Consider the following 21098-nt stretch of genomic DNA (forward strand, 5'->3'; position numbering starts at 1 on the left):
CCAGCCTGTTTATGCTCTGTCAAGCCGGCTTGTCTTCCTTCTTTCAGCTTGTTTATGCTCTGTCAGGTCGACTTGTTTTGCTTCTTTACAGTCTGTTTATAGTTTCTCTTTCAGTTTCCTTTATCAATTCTTTCACCTTCTTTATACTCTGTCAAGCCGATCTGTTTTGCTTTTGCCAGTCAGTCTATCACTTCTATCAACCTCTCTATATCGTGTTCCGTCAGGTCTGCCGTCAGCGAGAAGCGGAGGCGGGAAGTGCCTTCGGAAACTGTGGGCGGGCGTACGGGGAGGACGTAGAATCCTTTCCGCTGCAATTCGTCTGCTTTGAGCACGGCGGCTTCGCTTGCTCCCGCAATGAGAGGGATGATGTGGCTCTCCGAAGGACTATCGTATCCTTTTGCCGCCAACGCTTGTTTCAGCGTAGAGCTGATGCGTGATAAATGTTCCCTTCTGTCCGAAAATTCCGGCAGCCGACCGAGCACCCATGACGTCCATGCGATGTTCACCGGCGGGAGAGCCGTAGTGAAGATCAGCGTCCGCATCTTGTTGATGAGGTATTCTCTCACCACCTTCCGGCATACGATGTATGCCCCTGCGGAGGCGGCAGCTTTTCCGAACGTGCCCACCAGAAAGTCGATTTGCCCGATGCACCCCTGTTCTTCGGCGCATCCCAGTCCGTTCGCACCCCGCACACCGAAAGCATGCGCTTCGTCGACATACAGGAGCACGTTGGGGTAGCTTTGTTTCAGCCGCACCAACGCGCGGAGGTCGCTCACATCTCCGTCCATGCTGAATATGCTTTCGGTGACGAGGATGATTTGCCGGTACGCGTCGTGATGCTGTTCCACCAGCCGGGCGGCCTGCGCCAGATCGTTGTGCCGGTAACGGATACATTTGGCTGCCGACAGCCGGATGCCGTCGATGAGGCTGGCGTGTACCAGTTTGTCGGCGAGTATCAGCGTCTGTGCGTCGCTCACCGCAGGCAGAATCCCCGTGTTGGCATGGTATCCGCTGTTGAATATCAGCGCGCTTTCCGTTCCGAACATTTCCGCCAGTCGCCCTTCCAACTCTTCGCAGGCGGTAAAGTTGCCCGTGAGCAATCGCGACGAAGAGGCTGAGGGAAAGAAATTGCGGGGAGTGAGCGTGCGTATGAACGCTTCCCGCAGCGACGGCTCATTCGCCAGTCCCAGATAATCGTTCGACGAAAGGTTCAGCATCCGCCGTCCGTTCAGTATCACTTCGCGTCCGTCGTGCACCAGCGGAGGAAGCGAACGGAAGTTCCCTTTCCTTTTCAGCGTCTCCAACTCTTCGTGCATCGTTTCCAATATATTCATCTCATTTCTTGTTTCCTTGTTGATGTATGTTACGAACTCAAGATGTCGGCTCATTTTTTCAAGCCTTTCTCAAGTCTTCCTTCTTTACATCTCTTTCACTATTTTCAGCACTCCCGCAGTCAGCTTGCTCAGCTGTTCCGGCGTGATGACGAACGGCGGCATCAGGTACACCAGTCTGCCGAACGGCCGCACCCATATCCCTTCTTCCACGAATCGCCGCTGCATATAAGCCATATCCACAGGCTGCTTTGTCTCTATCACGCCGATGGCGCCCAGCACCCGTACGTCCGCCACTTGCGGCAGTTGTGCCGCCGGAGCCAGTTCTTCTTTCAGTTGCCGTTCGATGCGTTTTACTTTCGTTTCCCAGTCCGATTCGAGCAACAGGCGGATCGAGGCGCAAGCCACGGCGCAAGCCAACGGGTTGCCCATGAACGTGGGGCCGTGCATGAACACACCCGGAGCATGGTTGGATATGGTATCGGCTATCCGGTTGGAAGCCAGAACCGCCGAGAGCGTCATATATCCTCCCGTAAGCGCCTTGCCGATGCACATGATGTCCGGCTCTACGCCGGCATGTTCCCAGGCAAAGAGCTTTCCGGTACGTCCGAATCCGGTGGCTATCTCGTCGAATATCAGCAGGACGTCGTGTTTGCGGCATAGGCGGGCGGCTTCGCGCAGGTATTGCGGGTGGTAGAACCGCATTCCTCCCGCCCCTTGCACCACAGGCTCGAGAATCAATGCCGCCAGTTCGCCGGCATGCTCTTCCATTACCTTTTGAAGGGGCAGGATGTCTGAGGGATCCCACTCCCCATCGAATCTCGAACGGGGGGCGGGAACGAAATGGCGGATGGGCAGCGATGAACCGAAAAGACTGTGCATCCCCGTCACCGGGTCGCATACCGACATGGCGTTCCACGTATCGCCGTGGTATCCCGAACGGATGGTTACGAAATTACTTTTCGACGGTTTGCCTGCCGCATAGGCATACTGCACCGCCATTTTCATGGCAACCTCCACCGCCACCGAGCCCGAGTCGGCGTAGAAAATTTTCTGCATCGAGGGAGGGACGATACGGAGCAGCGACTTCGCCAATTCGATGGCAGGTTCGTGGGTCAGTCCGCCGAACATCACGTGCGACATGCTTTCCAATTGCTCCCGTACGGCTTCGTTCAGCACCGGATGGTTGTACCCGTGCACCGCGCACCACCATGAAGACATCCCCTCTACCAGCGTCTCTCCGCTTTCGAGGGTAATGGTGGCTCCTTCGGCACTCCTTACCTTGTACACCGGAAGCGGGTCGGTGGTCGAGGTATACGGGTGCCACAGATGCTCCCGGTCGAACTGCGAGTCGGGGAAACGGTATCCTTCTTTCAGTATCATCTCTTTGTCGTCCGAAACCTTCGAACCGAGCGTGGTGAGCAGGTCGCCCACGATGGCGGAGTTGATCCCGATGTAGAGGGCTTTGTGCATGGCTTCCTGCGAGAGTTGCGAGCGTCCTCCCGCGAAACGGAGAAAGGCTGTGGGGTTGATGAAGCGGAACAGGGCGATGGTGGTCAGCACCTCTTCCTCTTCCAAAGGCTTCTGCCCTTCGAGCGGAGTGCCTGCGATGGGACTCAGCAGATTGATAGGGATAGACTGCACGCCCAGCTTGCGGAGGGTGAAGGCAAATTCGATTCGTTGTTCCATCGTTTCGCCCATGCCGATGATTCCCCCGCAGCAGATGTCCATGCCCACCCGTCGGGCGGCCGCCAGTGTCTCGAGCTTCTGTTCCTGAGTATGCGTGGAGCAGAGTTGCGGGAAATAAGAAGGGGCGGTTTCCAGATTGCAGTGGTAGCGTGTGATGCCGGCATCGTGGAGCTGCCTGAGCTCTTCTTCTTCCAACAACCCCAGTGAGGCGCATAGTTGGATGGACGAATGGCGGCGGATATGGCGCGTGGTATCGCAAAGCCGAGAAAGTTGTTTGGAGGAAGGTTTTCGTCCGCTGGTGACGAGTGAGAAGCGGTTTACGCTTTGATTTTCGTTGTATCGGGCTTGCCGGAGGCATTCTTCTGCGGGGAGGAGGTCGTAAATATCCGCTTTGGTACGGTAGTGGGCGGATTGTGCGCACCATTTGCAGTTTTCGGGACATTTGCCTGATTTGGCATTGATGATGGAGCACATGTCGAATTCTTGTGACGCACAAGCGACGGTTATCTCGTGCGCGGCGGCATATAAAGCCTCGCGGTCGGCCGTATCGGCAAGCCAGGCTGCTTGTTCGGGAGAGATGTCGACCCCGGACAACACCTGTTCTTTGATCTCTTCGAGTGTCATATAAGTAAGATATGGGATGGTTTGAGCGGCGTTCTGTTTCCGAAGAGACATCGCCACCACATTGGTATGCAGGTGGCCGATGCGGACTTCACGTCCCAGACTTGCGAATACGGCATAGTTTTTCCTGCCCCAGTAGCGGAAGCTGGAAAAAGAATGTTTACCCTGTACGCGCTCTTTTCTCTTCATCTGAAAGCTGCTTGAATCTTTATTTACGGGGCAAATGTATAAAGAATCTTTTTGCCTGCAAATCTTTATTTCCTTTTTCTTTTGCGGTATTCTTTGCGCAGGTGGAAGTTGAAACCCGCATAGATTTGAAGGACACCGAAGCCGTTATGAAGGGAAAAGCTGCTGCGGTGATAATTGAATACCTGTCCTACGAACGAGGTCCCCACGTAGTATTTGCGGTTGTTGTACACCACTCCCGCGCGGGTGAGGAAGTCGACGCTGAACTTATCGCTTGTGTTCTCTACTTCACTTGCTTCCACACTTATATCGGAACTTTTATATGCCACCGACGGGTTCAGCGACAAACAGGCGAGGCAATTGCGTGCGAACACCCAGTTGTAAGCATATCCGATGTTGAAACTGGCGTTGCTGTATTCTATCCGTGTCACCCGCATATCGGGATTCATGTTCTTTTGCACAAAGTCGGGGAAGCGACTGTTGTCGAAGTCGAGTTTGTGTTTGGAGAACGAGAAACCCGCGATAAGCGAGCCTGCGTTCCGGCGCTGGTTGGTCGATTGGCTGAAGGCTGCGGGATAAGAGAACTTGCGGTTGTTGAATATATAATAGACATTCAGCCCTTTGATATTCACATTCAGGCCGTCGAACTTGGCGGAGTAGCGGGGAGGAACATCCTCCGGAAATCCTTTGAGCTTATGTATCTTGTACCTGTTTCCCGTATTCCTGTAGAATAAATCCAGTCCGATTTTGGAACTGTACAGGCTCAGGTCGAACTCCGTGTTTTTGTTCTTCCGGTTTGTTTTTCGCGAAATGTCGTTGACGTCTACCGACCATCCCAGAAATATCCAGCGCCATCCGAAGTATAAACCGACCTTGTGGTGCGGGTTGGGCGAGAAGCTGATTTTTTGGGCATCAGGCTCCGAACCGCTTAGCGAATAATACTCGAAGTTGGTGATATGCGCGCCCATTATCGTGTAGTTGTAACGGTTGGGGCTGATGTATAGCGTGTCGAAATCGCTGAAGTTCAGAAACTTTTTGATTGCTTTTTTAAATCCGCTTGTTTGGGGAGCAGATGGTATGCTGTCGTGCACGAGTGTGCTTTCCCTTGTAGCTTGGGCGCATAAGGGCAGTGTGTAGAATAATATCAGTATAAAGGCTGCCTTCTTAATCATGACACGAAAATATGAGATTCCCTTGAGTTTTGCTAACTTTCGGTTCAAAAAAATATTCGTTCGGGGTAAAAAACTGCTGTTTTTTCATTTTGATTGCGTCTTTGCCGGCATTCATCTGTGGACTGGTCGTGACCAAAGATGGTTCGCGCTGATAAAACACACAGCTTTTTTTCGGAGTTGGATTCGTAAACCGAATTCTCTTTCTACTCTTTTGGTTAATATATTTTAAACATCTAAACTATTCTAAATGAATTCCTGTTTTTGAAGAAAAAAGTAATACGTATGAATACAATTTGGTTTATTATCATCGGTGTTCTTGCCGGTTTGATCGCAGGTAAAATAATGCGCGGCGGAGGTTTCGGTTTTTTCATCAATCTGTTGCTCGGCATTATCGGAGGAGTGATTGGAGGATGGGTGTTCAGTTTGTTCGGTTTGGAAGCTTCCGGTTTAGTGGGAAGCTTGATAACCGCCACAGTAGGAGCCATCTTGGTGTTATGGATCGCTTCTCTGTTCTCTCACCCTAAATAGGGGATACTGGTTGTCTTTTGGTAATTAAGAGCGTGGTTTCTTTATTTGGAAACTTCACGCTCATTTTTTATTTCCGACAATGGAGTGGAGGGCATGGATGGTTTCCCTTACTCGTTTCACGGTAGTCGATGTGCGTTCATATTCGTCGATATGCACCGTCCCTCCCATAGAAACCGATTCGTTTTTGTAAGTCATCGGGCTTCTTGCGCTTTCGCGGGCGGAGAAGTGAAACTCTTGTATGCCTGTTTCTTTCGCTATCCGCGCGATGTTGCCCTCATTCACCCCGCATCCCGCCAGCAGAATGATTCTTCCCGCCGCCTGTTCCTGCATCTCTCTGAGCAAAGGGATTCCCTTCTCGGCCGATGGCTGTTGTCCCGATGTCAGAATGCGGTGGCAGCCCAGTTCGATAATCTCTTCCATCGCTTTCTGCGGATTCCGGCACACATCGAACGCCCGGTGGAAAGTTACCGACATTCCTTTCGAGGCGTGCATCAACTCCCGCATGACGCTGAGGTCTATCTCCCCGTCGGCCGTCAGGCATCCGAATACCACTCCGTCTGCCTTTAACCGGTGTGCCGCTTCTATATCCTTCAGCATGGTTCTCACTTCGATGGGAGAGTAGAGGAAGTCTCCGCCGCGCGGACGGATAATGACATGCAGGCGGGTGTGGGTGAGAAGTTCGCGCGCCACGGATATTTCTCCGTAGGAGGGAGTTGTTCCTCCTTCGGGGATACCTGCGCAAAGCTCTACGCGATGTGCTCCGCCTGCTTGCGCCGCCAAGCAGCTTTCCACTGAGTTGGCGCAAATTTCAAACTGATATTTCTTCATAAACCGGTGTATTGAAAAATCACGCAGACCGACGAGGGTGTGTCAAAACAAAAATGATCATCCCGAAAAGTTACAGATTGTAACTACCAAACTTAAAAGAGCCGTATAGAACTCTGTTTCGAGTAATGATACGGCTCTTTCTCTTGCTTTTTAGGATGCTCAAGTTTCAGATTAAAAGTTCTTCTTTGGTTTAATTTAGTTTTGACACACCCTCGTGAATCTGCGTGATTCTTTGGATTCCGTTTTGTTATTTCGCGAAACTTACCGCGCGGGTTTCCCTGATGACGGTGATTTTCACCTGTCCGGGGTAAGTCATTTCGTCCTGTATCTTCTTTGCGATTTCGCCCGAGAGGTTTTCCGTCTGCTTGTCGTCTATTTTATCCGCTCCCACGATGACGCGAAGCTCGCGACCTGCTTGGATGGCGTAGGTTTTCGTCACTCCGGGATACGACATGGCAAGCTGTTCCAAATCGTTCAGACGCTTGATATAAGCTTCCACGATTTCGCGGCGTGCGCCGGGGCGTGCACCGGAAATGGCATCGCACACCTGCACGATGGGAGCCAGCAGACTCGTCATTTCCACCTCGTCGTGGTGAGCGCCGATGGCGTTGCAGATATCTGCTTTTTCTTTGTATTTCTCCGCCAGCTTCATACCCAGTAACGCGTGCGGCAATTCCGGTTCCTCATCCGGCACCTTGCCGATATCGTGGAGCAATCCGGCACGTTTGGCCTTTTTCGGATTCAATCCCAATTCGGAAGCCATGACGGCGCAGAGGTTGGCTGTCTCGCGAGCGTGTTGCAACAAGTTCTGTCCGTAAGAAGAACGGTATTTCATTTTACCGATGATACGGATAAGTTCCGGATGCAAGCCGTGGATGCCGAGGTCGATCGTGGTCCGTTTACCTGTTTCGATGATTTCTTCTTCCACCTGCTTCTGTACTTTAGACACCACTTCCTCGATACGCGCGGGATGGATACGTCCGTCGGTCACCAATTGATGGAGCGCCAGCCGCGCAATTTCGCGGCGTACGGGGTCGAACGCCGAAAGCACGATTGCTTCCGGAGTGTCGTCGACAACGATTTCCACGCCGGTAGCCGCTTCCAACGCGCGGATGTTGCGTCCTTCACGTCCGATGATGCGTCCCTTGATTTCGTCCGATTCGATGTGGAATACCGTGACGGAGTTTTCGATGGCTGTTTCGGTGGCTACGCGCTGAATGGATTGGATCACGATGCGTTTCGCCTCTTTGCTGGCTGTGAGCTTGGCATCGTCCATAATATCGTTGATGTACGACTGAGCCTGTGTTTTGGCTTCTTCTTTCAGCGATTCCACCAGACGTTCTTTCGCGTCTTCGGCAGAGAGTCCCGAAATGGTTTCCAGCTTTTCTATCTGCTGTTGCTGCATTTTGTCGAGCTCTTCTTTCTTCTTATCGACGATTACAAGCTGCGCTTCCAGATTCTCTTTTACGGCTTCGGCCTCCTGTTTCTTCCGCTGAATTTCCTCGTGGCGTTGGTTGAGCACCATCTCCCGTTGTTTCAGTTTGTTTTCCGCCTGCTGTATTTTCTGGTTGCGCAGGGCTACCTCTTTCTCCAGGTCGGCTTTCTTGTTGAGGAACTTCTCCTTTACTTCCAGTAATTTGTTTTTCTTGATTACTTCGGCTTCGGTCTCTGCTTCTTTCAGTACATTATCATATTTGGACTTCAGTATATACCGGAACAGTATATATGAAAGAATTCCTCCTGCGATAAAGAAAGCAACGGCTGTTGTTATTATTGCTGTCATTTCTACATTTAATTTAAAATATATAAATAAAAACGCACTGCCAACTATCGGAACAATTTCTTATCCGGATATTTTGCAGTGCGCGTGGTTGTTTCCTTTTCGATCGGCGGATGTCCGAAAACTTTTCTTCATTTTTCCTGAAAGTAGTTTTCCAACAATTCCGTCAGCTCTTTTATCTTCTCCATATAGGGAGCAGTATCGTTACGTTGTTTCAGTTTGAGCTTTTCCAGCGAAAACTGATAGGCTACCATGGGCATAATTCTTTCCGGATCGATGCTCTTATAGCGTTCCCGGTATTCATTAAGCCAGATGTTTACCTGTTTGGCAGCTTCCCGCACCATTTGTTCCTCCTCGCGGTTGATGGTGATCGGGTAGATTAAGTCTGCTATCGGCAGGTTTATCTTTATTTTATCGTCCATACATCTCCTTTTTCTTAAACTATTCATTCAATAAAGCGATGCATTTGTCGACCTCACGCACTAATTTTGACAATCGCAGCTTCGTCTCTTTTACGTCGCCACTGTTAAGGCTGATTGCCGCAGCTGTTTTCAGGTTTGTGTAATCGATTTCCAGTTTGTCGTATTGAGCTTGCACCTTCTCGTTTTTTAGTTTCTCATTTTCGAGAAGTTGCTTCAACCCGGCATTTTCACGTTTAAGTTCATCGTGAAGATAGATTAAATGCCGCAGTTTTGTTTCGAAGGTATTCAATAACTTTTTTTCTTCTTCGGTCATCGCCACACAAAATTGTACACAAAAATACGATTAACTCCGGTATTTCAAAAACTTTTTAGCAGAAAATGTTTTTTCTTTAAAACTTATTGTGTTGTTTGCTTTGAAAACGATGCCCGACAGGAAGCAGATTGTCCGCATGGGGATGCAGACCGGTCATGAACATTATTTGTCATTCTTTTGCTGCCGCACTGTGCAGAGATTCCTTTACATCCGCCATGCCCGTCGGCGTATGGTGTATTGTACCTGCCGCATAAATCGGCGGAGTGAAATGAAAAAAACGGAAAAACGCTGTGGTGTTCGGATGATAAAGTTTATTTTTGTGCATTCGTTTATTCTCTAAACAAAGAACAGATATATGTGGAAAATACTGGTGACTTATGCCGTGCAGGATGAGTTTGTCGAAATAAAATGGCCGGATGCGGAACCGTACTATGTACGTACGGGAATAGGTAAGGTGAAGGCGGCTTATCATTTGTCCGAAGCCATCCGTCAGGTGGAGCCCGATTTGGTGCTGAACATCGGGAGCGCCGGCTCCGTCAATCATCGGGTGGGCGATGTTTTCGTATGCCGCCGCTTCGTAGACCGCGATATGCAGAAGCTTTCCGCCTTCGGACTGGAGTGGGAGATAGATACCTCCGCCTTGCTTGAGGAGAAAGGTTTTTGCAGGGATTGGACGGAAAACGGGGTTTGCAATACGGGCGACGGTTTTCTTACCGAACTGTCTGAAGTTGCCGGCGATGTGGCGGATATGGAGGCATACGCACAGGCATTCGTCTGCCGCGCACGGCAAATTCCGTTCGTCTCGGTGAAGTATGTGACCGATATCATCGGGCAAAATTCCGTGAAGCACTGGGAAGATAAGCTGGCGGATGCCCGGCGGGGACTTTCCCATTATCTGAATGTGATGAAAAAGGGAATTGCGCACGAAGCGTAGCGAAAATAGAATGTGGCTAATTAATATAAATATATGATGAAAGTAGGTTTGTTTATTCCTTGCTATGTGAATGCTATTTATCCCAACGTGGGAGTAGCTTCGTATAAGCTGTTGACGAGTTTGGGAGTAGACGTCGATTATCCGTTGGATCAGACTTGTTGCGGACAACCGATGGCGAATGCCGGTTTTCAGGACGAATCCGTCAGGCTGGCGCTCCGTTTCGATGAATTGTTCCGCGAATACGATTATATTGTCGGTCCTTCTGCCAGTTGCGTGTCTTTTGTGAAAGAGAACCATCCGGATATTTTGAAGAAGGAGGGGCATACTTGCCTGAGTGCCGGAAAGATTTATGATATCTGCGAGTTTGTTCACGACGTGGTGAAGCCTGCCGGCCTGCCGTCGCACTTTCCGCACAAAGTAAGCATTCATAACAGTTGCCACGGCGTGCGGGAGCTTTCGCTTTCGGCCCCGAGCGAAAGAAATATTCCTTATTATAATAAGTTGCGCAATCTGCTCGCTCTGGTAGAAGGGGTGGAAGTGTTCGAACCCTCCCATACGGACGAATGCTGCGGATTCGGCGGAATGTTTGCCGTGGAGGAGCAGGCGGTATCCGTCTGCATGGCACGCGATAAGGTGAAAGACCATATCGGCACGGGAGCCGAGTATATAACCGGAGCCGACAGCTCGTGCCTGATGCACATGCAAGGTGTCATCGAGCGCGAACATTTGCCGGTACGGGTCATGCATATTGTAGAAATTTTAGCATCGGGACTATGAGTACACGACATTCGGAAGCTGCTGAAAAGTTCTTGCAAAACAGCTGTCAACGGGCAGGAAACATTCTCATACCCCATTCGGAAGCTGCTGAAAAGTTCTTGCAAAACAGCAAGATGGCGGCATGGCATAACGAAACTCTTTGGATGGTTCGCGCCAAAAGGGATAAAATAAGCAAGACGGTTCCCGAATGGGAAGAGTTGCGCGACAAAGCCTGCGAGTTGAAACTTTATTCGAACAGTCATCTCGACGAGCTTTTGGTGGAGTTTGAGAAGAACGCCGAGGCAAATGGCGCTATCGTTCATTGGGCGAAAGATGCCGGCGAGTATTGCCGGATCGTTTACGATATTCTGAGCGCTCATAAGGTGAAGAGGTTTGTGAAGAGCAAATCGATGCTTGCCGAAGAGTGCGGGTTGAATCCTTTTCTGATGGAACGGGGCATCGACGTAGTGGAAACCGACCTGGGCGAACGAATCTTGCAGTTGATGCATCTGGAGCCGAGCCACATTGTTTTGCCCGCCATTCATATCAAGCGCGAGCAGGTGGGCGAATTGTTCGAGAAGGAAATGGGAACCGAAAAAGGCAATTTCGACCCTACTTACCTCACTCACGCGGCGCGGAAGAACCTGCGTTCCCGTTTCCTGAATGCCGAAGCAGCCATGACCGGAGCCAACTTTGCCGTGGCTTCTACCGGAGATATCGTGGTTTGTACCAACGAGGGAAATGCCGATATGGGTACTTCGTATCCGAAGTTGAACATCGCAGCCTTCGGTATGGAAAAGATTGTGCCCGATATGGAATCGTTGGGGATATTCACCCGTTTGCTGGCACGGTCGGCTACGGGACAGCCCATCACTACATATACCTCTCATTACCGCCGTCCGCGCGAAGGGGGAGAGTATCACATCATCATCGTCGACAACGGGCGGAGCGCCTTGCTTTCGCATCCCGAACATATTAAGACGCTGAATTGCATCCGTTGCGGCGCTTGCATGAATACCTGTCCTGTCTATCGCCGTAGCGGAGGATACTCTTATACTTATTTTATTCCCGGACCCATCGGCATCAACCTCGGTATGGTGCACGATCCCGAGAAATATTCCGACAATCTGTCGGCTTGCTCTTTGTGTCTGTCTTGCTCGTGCGTTTGTCCCGCCAAGGTCGACTTGGGCGAGCAGATTTATAAGTGGCGGCAGGAACTCGACCGGTTGGGCAAGGCAAGCAAACAGAAGAAGATGATGTCCGGCGGCATGAAGTTGCTCATGGAACGTCCCGTATTGTTCAATGCGGCATTGCGGGCTGCGCCGATGGTCAATGCCTTGCCTCGTTTCATGAAATATCATGCTCTGAATGAGTGGGGAAAAGGGAGGGAACTCCCGAAATTCGCTCCGGAGTCGTTCAATGAGATGTGGAAGAAAAACAAAGTACAGAAAAAGGAGGAGAAGAAATGAGCAGCAGAGAAGAAATACTGGCCGCTATCCGGCGGAATACGCAGAAGCGGTATGAGAAACCCGACGTGCGGATAGAGAAGCGATTAAGCTATGCAGATAAGATCGGGCAGTTTTGCTCCGTCAGCCGGGCGGTCGGTGGTCGGGCGGTGGTACTTGGCGAGGGAGAAGACCTGAACGAGGCGATTCGAAGTGTTTATCCTTCTGCCAAGCGCATAGCTTCCGTGCTTCCGGAGGTCACGTGCGCTACCTTCAATCCCGATGAGTTGGACGATCCGAAAGAACTCGACGGTACAGATCTGGCGGTGATTTCCGGCGAATGGGGTGTGGCGGAGAACGGGGCGGTGTGGATTCCGCAGACGGTGAAGCACAAGGCCGTGTATTTTATTGCCGAACGGCTGGTGATACTGCTCGACCGTAATCGTATTGTAGATACCATGTACGATGCTTACCGGAAGTTAGATAAACAGCCGTATGAGTTCGGGACGTTCATCTCGGGACCTTCGAAAACGGCTGATATCGAGCAGGCGTTGGTCATGGGAGCGCACGGCGCAAGGGAGGTTACGGTCATTCTTGTCTGACGTGTGTCGGGCAAGGAAGTACATAATTGCAAATCAGAGCCTTTATTTGATTGAAACGAAGGCTCTCTTTTGAGGAAACGGAATCTCTCTTTTTAGAAAACGGAGGCTCTTTGGGGAGAAACGAAGTTCTTCTTTTGAGAAAACGGAGGCTGTTTGGAGAGAAACAAAGCTCTTCTTTGGGGAAATCGGAATCTCTCTTTTGAGCAATGGAGATCATTTTTAGGAGAAACGAAGTTCTTCTTTTGAGAAAGCGAAGGCTCTTTTTTGAGCAACAAAGCTCCTCTTTTAGGAGAAACGGAATCTCTCCTCTTGAGAAAACGGAACGTTTGTCTGAAGGTATTGTTATTTAATTTATCGATCATTAAAAATTAATCATTTATCATCACGTGTATTCGAATAAAGTTAAAAAAATTGCTGCCGTACACGATCTTTGCGGCATAGGGAGACTTTCACTGACGGTTGTCATTCCCATTCTTTCGTCCATGGGCTTTCAGGTATGCCCCCTGCCTACGGCAGTTCTTTCCAACCATACGCAGTATCCCGATTTCTCTTTTCTCGACCTGACGGATGAAATGCCGAAAATCATTGCCGAATGGAAAAGGCTGGGGATGAGGTTCGACGCCATCTATACCGGATATCTGGGCTCTTCCCGGCAGATTCGCATAGTTTCCGACTTTATCGACAACTTCCGTCAGCCTGACGGATTGGTTGTTGTCGATCCGGTATTGGGCGACAACGGTCGGCTGTACACCAATTTCGATGTAAAGATGGTGGAAGAGATGCGTCATCTCGTTGCCAAAGCGGATGTGATTACGCCTAACCTGACGGAGGTGTTTTATCTGTTGGACCGCCCGTATGAGACCGCTCATGCGGATGAAGAAGTGAAAGAGTATCTGCGATTGCTTTCCGATAAAGGTCCGCAGGTGGTTGTCATCACCAGCGTGCCTGTAAGCGGCGACAGCCATAAAACTTCCGTTTATGCTTACAATCGTCAGGGAGACCGTTACTGGAAGATTACCTGCCCTTACCTGCCTGCTCATTATCCGGGCACGGGAGATACGTTTACAAGTGTCATTACCGGGGCGTTGATGCAAGGCGACAGTCTGCCGATTGCTTTGGATCGTGCCACTCAATTCATCCTTCAAGGTATCCGCGCCACTTTCGGCTATGAATACGACAACCGTGAAGGAATCCTTCTGGAAAAAGTGTTGCACAATCTCGATATTCCCATTCAGAGTTCCAGCTACGAACTGATATGACGGGCGGTCTTCAAACAGGCGAAATATAAAAATATTCGCAAAGAAAAGTGTACCGAAGTTTCTTTTGCCGAGACGATATTTCGCAGGAGATATACTTTGAGCCGATGAAATTATCTTTCTTACAAACTCATGAGTTCGAAAGTTATAAGGTGCGGCTTCTATTTCTCACTCTTTGCTTTGAGATGTTTTTTGCAGAATCGGTAAATTCCCAATTGTACTATACATATTAACTTCTTTTAGCTTGTGCACGGAAGGAGAGGCTCGAACTCCCGACACCCGGTTTTGGAGACCGGTGCTCTACCAACTGAGCTACTCCCGTGTTTGCGGCTGCAAAGGTAACAGAAACTTCCGAATCTGCAAGCGTTCGCTCGTGTAAGTTTCAAGATTATTTTAATTTTTCCCACTCATTGGCTTTGAAACCTACTAAGACAAAAGTGCCGGTCACTACCAGCGGGCGTTTCACGAGTTTCCCGTTGGAAGCCAACAAGCCGATTTGTTCCTCTTCGCTCATTGCCGGCAGCTTTTCTTTCAGGTTCAGTTCTTTATAAACCAACCCGCTGGTGTTGAAAAACTTCTTTACCGGCAGGCCGCTGAGCGGAATCCATGCTTTCAGCTCCTCCACCGTAGGGTGTTCTTCCACGATAAGCCTGCTTGTGTATGCTATTTTGTTTTCTATCAGCCATTTTTCGGCTTTCCGGCATGTGCTGCATGCGGGGTATTGCAAAAATAAAGGTTTCATAATGATAATATTTAGCGGTTCTTATTCCATGTTTTTACAATTCATAGCCCAGTTCTAAAAACATATTGCGATAGGCAGCCCCTTTCTTCTCCAAGGCCAGCGGGTATGCCCGTGAGGAAGAGGGCATGCGATAGAGCTTCATCGCCCGGTTCTCAAAAAGAAATTCTGTGAAATCGCCCACTTTGGGCTCTTTCGTGGCAAACTGTCCGCGCAGGGTGTCTGTCGCTTTTTGTCCGGTGGTAACCAATGCTTTGCATAGCGGAATCTTTCGCAGCAAGGCGGCAATGTCGGTAGGGCGAACCACTTCCAGAAATTTGTCGGAAGCGTTGTCTTGCAACCGTCGGACGCAGGTGGCCGTGTCGAACAAAGCAATCCCTTTCTCGTTCAGAAAATCGACGATTCGCTCGCGGCAGAAAGCTTTCCGCGTGTCGTTGAGGAAATGCTCTTTATCGTTGAAGAATAAAAGCCCGAAAATCCTCCACATGTCATTGTTCAGGTTCGGGTAATAAAAATCCATCGACCATCGTTTCTTTTGCGGAGGAAAGCTTCCCAGCATCAACAACTTTGCCTCAGGCGGAAGAAAAGGCTCCAGCGGATGTTTCTCTATTTCTATTTCCATCTCTTTCGATATTTTCTCAATTTTTTCACAAACATAGTGATAAAATCTGTAGGTTTAACTACTTTTGCGTCTTCATTTAAAAAAACATCTATTATGAAAAAAGTATTTTCTGCTCTTTTCCTGTGCATGTTGCTTTCTGCCGTAACAGGATTGCAGGCGCAAAACATTCAGTTGCATTATGATTTCGGTCGTTCGCTTTACAAGGAAATGGATACGCACGACTTTAAACGTCCGCTGGTAACCACCACAGTAGAGAAATTCCATCCCGATGCATGGGGGAGCACATTCTTCTTCGTAGATATGGACTACACGTCTGCGGGAGTTACTTCGGCTTATTGGGAAATCGCCCGCGAGCTGAAATTCTGGAAAGGTCCTTTTTCGGCGCATCTGGAGTATAACGGAGGAGTGGCGAAAGGATTTTCTTATAATAATGCTTATTTGGCGGGAGCAACCTATACATACAATTCCGCCGATTTCTCGAAAGGGTTTTCCTTATCGGCGATGTACAAATATATTCAGAAGCACAAATCGCCTAACAACTTTCAGCTGACGGGTACTTGGTATGTGAACTTCTGTGACAATCTGCTCACTTTCTCGGGTTTCGCCGACTGGTGGCGCGAGGAGAATAATTATGGGAAAACCATTTTCTTGTCGGAACCTCAATTCTGGGTAAATCTGAATCGCGTAAAAGGAGTGAACAAGAACTTTAATCTGAGTGTGGGATCGGAAGTGGAGTTGAGCAACAACTTTGCCAATCGGGACGGCTTCTACGCTATTCCTACGCTGGCTTTGAAGTGGACATTCAATTAAAAAAAACGACTGTACTGTATTCCCGGGTCGTTTCTGTAAGAACCGGTTATGGAAAAGGCTTGAAGCAACCGGAGCGCAAAAATACGGCTGTTTGTACAGAGCTTGCCTATATCGCGCCCGGTATTCTTTAGAGATTTATTTTCGATAATGTTTCTTGCCGGTATCGAAGAATGCGGCTTCTTATGTAACTTTGCCGCTCTTGTCGATGCGGAATAGCTGTGGAAGATCCGGAATATGTTTAAATCGAATATCAAATGAAAACAGATTTAATCTATGGCGTAGAAGATCGTCCGCCGTTTAAAGATGCTTTTTTCGCGGCATTGCAGCATCTGCTGGCCATCTTTGTAGCTATCATTACACCGCCTCTTATCATTGCCGGAGCTTTGAAACTCGATGTCGAAAAAACCGGCTTTCTGGTTTCTATGGCGCTTTTTGCCTCAGGCATTTCCACTTTTATCCAATGCCGCAGATTCGGACCTTTAGGAGCAGGTTTGCTTTGCGTGCAGGGAACGAGCTTTTCTTTCATCGGTCCCATCATTGCCACCGGGCTTGTCGGCGGTTTACCTTTAATATTCGGAGCCTGTATAGCGGCGGCTCCTGTCGAAATGATAGTCAGTCGCACGTTCAAGTATCTCCGCGACATCATTACCCCGCTGGTTTCGGGTATCGTTGTCCTTTTAATCGGTTTAAGCCTTATAAAGGTCGGAATCGTAGCGTGTGCGGGAGGGTATGGCGCAATGGACAACGGAACATTCGGGAGTTGGGAGAATCTGTCGATTGCCGCGCTTGTATTGCTTAGCGTATTGTTTTTCAATCGAAGCAAAAACAAATATCTTCGTATGAGCTCCATTGTGTTGGGTCTGTGCTTGGGTTATGGCTTGGCTTTCGTTTTGGGAAAGGTGGATATGAGCTCGCTCAGTGCCGAAACCTTTATGAGTTTCAACATCCCTCAGCCTTTTAAATATGGCGTCGATTTCAATCTTTCTTCTTTTATCGCCATCGGTCTGGTTTATCTGATCACCGCTATTGAGGCGACCGGTGATGTGACTGCCAACTCCATGATCTCCGGTCTTCCGGTCGAAGGGGACTCGTACCTGAAGAGAGTATCCGGCGGCGTGATGGCAGACGGTTTCAATTCGTTGCTTGCCGGCGTGTTCAACTCTTTTCCTAACTCCATCTTTGCGCAGAATAATGGCCTCATTCAGTTGACAGGTGTAGCGAGCCGGTATGTCGGTTATTATATCGCCGCGATGCTTGTTGTCTTAGGGCTTTTTCCTATTGTAGGCGCTGTGTTCTCTTTAATGCCCGATCCAGTTCTGGGAGGAGCAACCTTGTTGATGTTCGGAACTGTGGCTGCCGCCGGTATCCGTATCGTTTCGTCCCAACAAATAGGGCGTAAGGAAACATTAGTCTTGGCAGTCAGTCTCTCCTTAGGCTTAGGCGTGGAGTTAATGCCGGATGTATTAAAACAAGCTCCGGAAGCAATTCGAAGCATATTTTCTTCGGGAATCACTACCGGAGGTCTCACTGCGATAATTGCGAATGTTGTCATTCGCGTAAAAGAAGAAGAGATAGGCGATTAAAGAACCAGATTACTCATTCTTTCCGTAGATTGGAAGGGGAAGTCGGGATACTCGTACAAATGAAAGCGAGGCTCGGTTTCTCCTTTTGTATAATTCCAAATGGATGCATAGTCTTCAATCTCTTCGCCCATCTTGCTTAATTGACGCAAATAAGCCGCCAAGGATTTGTTTTCTACAATATAGATCTTTCCCATGCGGTCTATGATCGGACTGTGGCGGCGTGTACGGTCGTGGTCGAAACGCAGGATGCGTTTTCCTTCGGGCGTGAGTCCTATCAGCCGGAAAGTCATGCTTTTCCCGATTGCCGGTAAGTTCAGCACATTGCGGTCGGTGGCTAAAAACGGCAATCGGTGCTTTTTCATGAATTGCTTTACTCGAGTGGCTACATCGCTTCGTTTGCTATTCGGCTCGTCCTGATTTTCTGATAAGAGATGGCACAGCTCTTCTGCTTGTTCCGTAGTCATTCGTCCGTATTTCTTTTCTTCTTGTTGCTCTTGTATGGAGCGGCTGTTGGGGGTAAATACGGTGTAGTTTTCATTGAATCCTTTGACTGAGAAAGTATAATAGCACATCACTCCCAATTTATTGAGGGCCTCACGAAGCCGTGCGGTATGTCCGCGTCGGGAAGCGGATACAGTGTACACCAGTTGGTTGGTTATGATCCATCCTGCCGAGAGAATCTTCCGGATGGCTTCTTCAGCTTCGGGGGTTATTTCCAATGGAGTTTGAAAATGGGTCTGTATGATAAATTGTCTCACTCCGATGGCTGAGGCTTTTTCTTTAAATTCTTTTAGAATCTCTACCAGTTCGTCGTTGATACGCATAGGCAAGTAGGCGAGTAGCCGCGAACCGAGCCTCACCCGTTGGATTTCTGCGAACTTTTCTCCTTCGGGACGTTGCAGGTTCGCTTTCTGTTTGCGTACTGCCATACGGTAAACGGCATTCAATAAATTGCGGAGTGTTTTGTTTTGGCTCATCAGTGCGTCGCCTCCCGTAATAAGAATATCTCGCAGTTGGGTGTCTTCTTCAAAATAGGTCATGAGGCGTCGTAGCTTGTGATCCCATGTTTCCTTCGGGCGTAAAGTGTCAAATTCAAAGTTCAGCCGTTCGCTTTGGAAGTCATACATCCGCTGGCACGAAGCGCAAAGCCCTCCGCACGCTCTACCCATCGTGTCGGGTATAAGAATGGCGACCTCCGGATAGCGGCGGTGTATGTTGTGCCCCTCAGGCAGTAACCATCCGGCGGCATTAGGTTTTCCTGCTTCTACCACGTCTTCTTTTTCCCAGGCATGGATATGTCCGTAGGTTTCTACCAAACGGGGAGAATAAAGGATGTAGCTTCGTATGGTTTCATCGTCGTATCCTTCTTTCGAGATGTTCAATAAAGATAAATAATAGGGAGTTGCGAAGAAAGGCATTCCTTTCTTGCGCGCCTGGTGAAGCAGGTACATGGTTTCTGTCGAAAGGGTGTTCCCAAGAAAGCGGTTTAACTCTGTCGGACTTTTAACAGCCATTGATAAATGAAAGCGCGATTCATTCCACCACTCGTTTACCAATCGGTATTTTTCCTCATAGCTGATTCCTTCTTCGAAACGGAAGCGTCCGGAAGACTTCGATTTACGGTTCTCTATTTTTTGAATCAGCAAATGAATCATCCGTTCCTTGTTTTCAGCCCGTATCTCTTTGACTTCTTTATTAAGACCGTCGGGCCATCGTTCGCTAAGGCTTTTGATTCTTTGGTGCGAGAGAGGGGGCGTCGTCGCTCCTTTGAGGCGACGAAATACTTGGAATAATTCTATAAACAAATCAGTGGGCATTTCTGTATTTTCCAATGTGCCTGATAGAAATTGGTGGAGTAAAGAAATCGTTTTCACAAGCAGTTTTTGCCCTGTAGACAACTCATGGATTTCCTGTCCATCATAATGGAGTAATGTTCGAATTTGCTCTCTCGCTTCTTCAGTCTTTTCATCGGTTGCAGAAAACTTATCCAGATATGTCGACAAGTCGGCCTTGAAGTCCTCGTTTGTCGGACTTGCCAAAGCTATTGCTGTTATTTCCGGTAATTCCTGAAAGTAAGTTTGTCTCAATTGAGAAAGAGTGAGGAGTAGCATTTTCTTTTGTTTCATAAGCAATTATTTTTATTTACCTTTAAATATAATAAAAAAAGCGGAGGAAAAATCCCTCCGCTTTTGTATGTTCTAAAATTTTTATATTTCTTTCTTTTTGATAACAGTTTCGATTTTATCGAAACTTATCGCTGTTGCAGACTTGCTAAATGTAGATATTAGTAAGTGATAACCGGTTCCAGTTCTTTAGCCTGTGCAATCATTTTCTCCAATTCGCTGACAGCCGGAACTCGATTGCAAAGGTTCTTGGCTTCATTAGTTTCTACTAACTTGGCGTGTAAGTTAGCCGGTACGCGATGACGGAATTCTTTTACCGTATCCACCCCTGCCGCTTCCAGTAATTCGGCAAATTGTCCCGCAATTCCTTTAATGCGGAATAAATCTGCATGGTTTGTCCACTTCAGGATTAGTTTCCCACTGATTCCAGTCTCTTCGGCCAGTTTGGCACGACCTGCTGCTGTAGCTCCTTTTTCCAACAAAGCTTCTGTTGTTTTAATTCCGGCAGCATTTAACTTTTGTGCATATACTTCACCAATGCCCTCAATTTGTTCAATCTTATGTGCCATTTTCCTGTTTTTTAAAAGGTTAATATTAAAAACTACGGCACAAGATAGAAATTCTTTTTAAAACGAACAAGGGAAAATGGATATTTAGTAGGATTTATAAAACTATTCGTTTTTCGATATCATTCAGGCTTTTGCTTCTTGTTCTTTATGTTTGGGTTCTTTTTTCGCGAGCAACAGAATGTTGTATACATATTCCGTCATCCATGCTTCCGAATAACCTAAGCGTTCTTTATATTGGCGAACGGCTGCTGCTGTCTTGTGTACATCGTCCGCTTTCCATATTTGTTTAGTGCACACTTCATGCACGGATTTTTGAGTCATTCCGTAAAGCGCTTTTTTGAAGATAGAAGGCATACGGAGTTTCCATTGCATCAGGTTGCCCATCAGCATCATCAAGTCGTTGGAGAAACCTTGATACATAAAAAGGTATGGCTGAATGTCGTTTTGAGTCCGGCAATTACGCTTTACCGAGGCGTCGATTTCTTTGAAAAAGTTTTCGCTGATCCCGTAGTCTTGCATCAGCATTTTACGCGATGCCGATTTTTCGGCTAATCCTAATTTCCCGTTTTGAGTGGCTATCTTGAAAAGGCGTTTGAAATTTGCCACATCCGGTAAGAAGCGGATGTTGGTTATGCCGAGATTGGTTGCGATAACCGACTGAAAATAAACCCGGGTGAGTGAGATGAAATCTTCTACATTACCGACTTGTGTTTTGTCGGATTTCTTTTTGAATACATCAAATAATCCCATTTTGTTATTTACAATTTTACTGTTTACTATTAATTGCGT

The 21098-nt window shown here is 48.4% G+C and carries 20 protein-coding genes and 1 tRNA gene; 8 read left to right on the top strand and 13 right to left on the bottom strand.

Features of this window, described 5'->3' with window-relative positions; all coding sequences use genetic code 11:
* Positions 1-179: 179 nt before the first annotated feature.
* The 3 genes from C234_RS0113075 to C234_RS0113085 form a co-directional block, all read right to left on the bottom strand.
* Entirely contained in the window at positions 180-1334 is a 1155-nt protein-coding gene (locus C234_RS0113075; RefSeq protein ID WP_027326116.1) for an 8-amino-7-oxononanoate synthase, read from the bottom strand.
* 84 nt (positions 1335-1418) lie between these two features.
* Positions 1419-3830 carry an adenosylmethionine--8-amino-7-oxononanoate transaminase gene (gene bioA, locus C234_RS0113080; protein WP_027326117.1) on the bottom strand — a complete coding sequence of 804 codons (2412 nt, stop codon included), beginning with the start codon at positions 3828-3830 and terminating at the stop codon, positions 1419-1421.
* 65 nt (positions 3831-3895) lie between these two features.
* Positions 3896-4999 carry a DUF4421 domain-containing protein gene (locus tag C234_RS0113085; RefSeq protein ID WP_027326118.1) on the bottom strand — a complete coding sequence of 368 codons (1104 nt, stop codon included), beginning with the start codon at positions 4997-4999 and terminating at the stop codon, positions 3896-3898.
* A gap of 282 nt (positions 5000-5281) precedes the next feature.
* Here C234_RS0113085 and C234_RS0113095 point away from each other — a divergent pair, with 282 nt between their 5' ends.
* Positions 5282-5527 carry a GlsB/YeaQ/YmgE family stress response membrane protein gene (locus tag C234_RS0113095; RefSeq protein ID WP_027326119.1) on the top strand — a complete coding sequence of 82 codons (246 nt, stop codon included), beginning with the start codon at positions 5282-5284 and terminating at the stop codon, positions 5525-5527.
* A 60-nt stretch (positions 5528-5587) separates the two neighbouring features.
* Here C234_RS0113095 and C234_RS0113100 read toward each other — a convergent pair whose 3' ends face one another.
* From C234_RS0113100 to C234_RS0113115, 4 genes are all read right to left on the bottom strand, one after another.
* On the bottom strand, positions 5588-6355 hold the full coding sequence (locus C234_RS0113100) for a copper homeostasis protein CutC (RefSeq protein WP_027326120.1): 768 nt from the start codon (positions 6353-6355) through the stop codon (positions 5588-5590).
* A gap of 247 nt (positions 6356-6602) precedes the next feature.
* Positions 6603-8138: a ribonuclease Y gene (gene rny, locus C234_RS0113105; protein WP_027326121.1), complete on the bottom strand. Its 1536-nt coding sequence runs from the start codon at positions 8136-8138 to the stop codon at positions 6603-6605.
* Positions 8139-8266: 128 nt separating this feature from the next.
* The gene (locus C234_RS0113110) at positions 8267-8557 is read right to left on the bottom strand and encodes a cell division protein ZapA (RefSeq protein ID WP_027326122.1); all 291 of its coding nucleotides are present in this window, start codon (positions 8555-8557) and stop codon (positions 8267-8269) included.
* A gap of 19 nt (positions 8558-8576) precedes the next feature.
* The gene (locus tag C234_RS0113115) at positions 8577-8870 is read right to left on the bottom strand and encodes a hypothetical protein (RefSeq protein ID WP_021645020.1); all 294 of its coding nucleotides are present in this window, start codon (positions 8868-8870) and stop codon (positions 8577-8579) included.
* A 355-nt stretch (positions 8871-9225) separates the two neighbouring features.
* Between C234_RS0113115 and C234_RS0113125 the strand changes: the two genes are divergently transcribed.
* The 5 genes from C234_RS0113125 (at position 9226) to C234_RS0113150 (ending at position 13866) form a co-directional block, all read left to right on the top strand.
* A complete protein-coding gene (locus C234_RS0113125) occupies positions 9226-9804 on the top strand; it encodes a 5'-methylthioadenosine/S-adenosylhomocysteine nucleosidase family protein (RefSeq protein WP_027326123.1) in 579 nt (192 codons plus the stop codon).
* A gap of 36 nt (positions 9805-9840) precedes the next feature.
* The gene (locus tag C234_RS0113130) at positions 9841-10581 is read left to right on the top strand and encodes a (Fe-S)-binding protein (RefSeq protein ID WP_027326124.1); all 741 of its coding nucleotides are present in this window, start codon (positions 9841-9843) and stop codon (positions 10579-10581) included.
* A gap of 113 nt (positions 10582-10694) precedes the next feature.
* Entirely contained in the window at positions 10695-12029 is a 1335-nt protein-coding gene (locus tag C234_RS0113135; RefSeq protein ID WP_051290278.1) for a lactate utilization protein B, read from the top strand.
* The gene (locus C234_RS0113140; protein WP_027326126.1) at positions 12026-12607 is read left to right on the top strand and encodes a LutC/YkgG family protein; all 582 of its coding nucleotides are present in this window, start codon (positions 12026-12028) and stop codon (positions 12605-12607) included. The genes C234_RS0113135 and C234_RS0113140 overlap by 4 nt, the downstream gene beginning before the upstream one ends.
* A gap of 386 nt (positions 12608-12993) precedes the next feature.
* The gene (locus C234_RS0113150; RefSeq protein ID WP_027326128.1) at positions 12994-13866 is read left to right on the top strand and encodes a pyridoxamine kinase; all 873 of its coding nucleotides are present in this window, start codon (positions 12994-12996) and stop codon (positions 13864-13866) included.
* Positions 13867-14112: 246 nt separating this feature from the next.
* On the opposite strand, the gene C234_RS0113155 is transcribed toward C234_RS0113150, so the two are convergent.
* The 3 genes from C234_RS0113155 to C234_RS0113165 form a co-directional block, all read right to left on the bottom strand.
* Positions 14113-14185, bottom strand: a tRNA-Trp gene (locus tag C234_RS0113155).
* Between the two features lie 66 nt (positions 14186-14251).
* Positions 14252-14605, bottom strand: a complete 354-nt coding sequence (locus tag C234_RS0113160) for an arsenate reductase family protein (RefSeq protein WP_027326129.1) — start codon at positions 14603-14605, stop codon at positions 14252-14254.
* A 34-nt stretch (positions 14606-14639) separates the two neighbouring features.
* Positions 14640-15224, bottom strand: coding sequence for a uracil-DNA glycosylase family protein (locus C234_RS0113165; protein WP_027326130.1), 585 nt, complete (start codon positions 15222-15224; stop codon positions 14640-14642).
* A gap of 93 nt (positions 15225-15317) precedes the next feature.
* On the opposite strand from C234_RS0113165, the gene C234_RS0113170 reads away from it, so the two are divergent.
* Together C234_RS0113170 and C234_RS0113180 are read left to right on the top strand one after the other, a co-directional pair.
* The gene (locus C234_RS0113170) at positions 15318-16034 is read left to right on the top strand and encodes a nucleoside-specific channel-forming Tsx family protein (RefSeq protein WP_027326131.1); all 717 of its coding nucleotides are present in this window, start codon (positions 15318-15320) and stop codon (positions 16032-16034) included.
* Positions 16035-16288: 254 nt separating this feature from the next.
* Positions 16289-17617 carry a nucleobase:cation symporter-2 family protein gene (locus C234_RS0113180; RefSeq protein ID WP_027326133.1) on the top strand — a complete coding sequence of 443 codons (1329 nt, stop codon included), beginning with the start codon at positions 16289-16291 and terminating at the stop codon, positions 17615-17617.
* Here the strand turns inward: C234_RS0113180 and C234_RS0113185 are convergent.
* The 3 genes from C234_RS0113185 to C234_RS0113195 all read right to left on the bottom strand — a co-directional run bounded on the left by C234_RS0113185 (position 17614) and on the right by C234_RS0113195 (position 21059).
* On the bottom strand, positions 17614-19743 hold the full coding sequence (locus C234_RS0113185; protein WP_027326134.1) for a KamA family radical SAM protein: 2130 nt from the start codon (positions 19741-19743) through the stop codon (positions 17614-17616). The two genes, C234_RS0113180 and C234_RS0113185, sit on opposite strands and share 4 nt — an antisense overlap.
* A 158-nt stretch (positions 19744-19901) precedes the next feature.
* Complete coding sequence (locus C234_RS0113190) at positions 19902-20309, bottom strand: DUF4332 domain-containing protein (protein ID WP_027326135.1); 408 nt, start codon at positions 20307-20309, stop codon at positions 19902-19904.
* Positions 20310-20432: 123 nt separating this feature from the next.
* A complete protein-coding gene (locus C234_RS0113195; RefSeq protein WP_027326136.1) occupies positions 20433-21059 on the bottom strand; it encodes a hypothetical protein in 627 nt (208 codons plus the stop codon).
* Between the last annotated feature and the right edge of the window lie 39 nt (positions 21060-21098).

Source organism: Bacteroides pyogenes DSM 20611 = JCM 6294 (genome assembly GCF_000428105.1).
Classification (GTDB): Bacteria; Bacteroidota; Bacteroidia; order Bacteroidales; family Bacteroidaceae; genus Bacteroides; species Bacteroides pyogenes.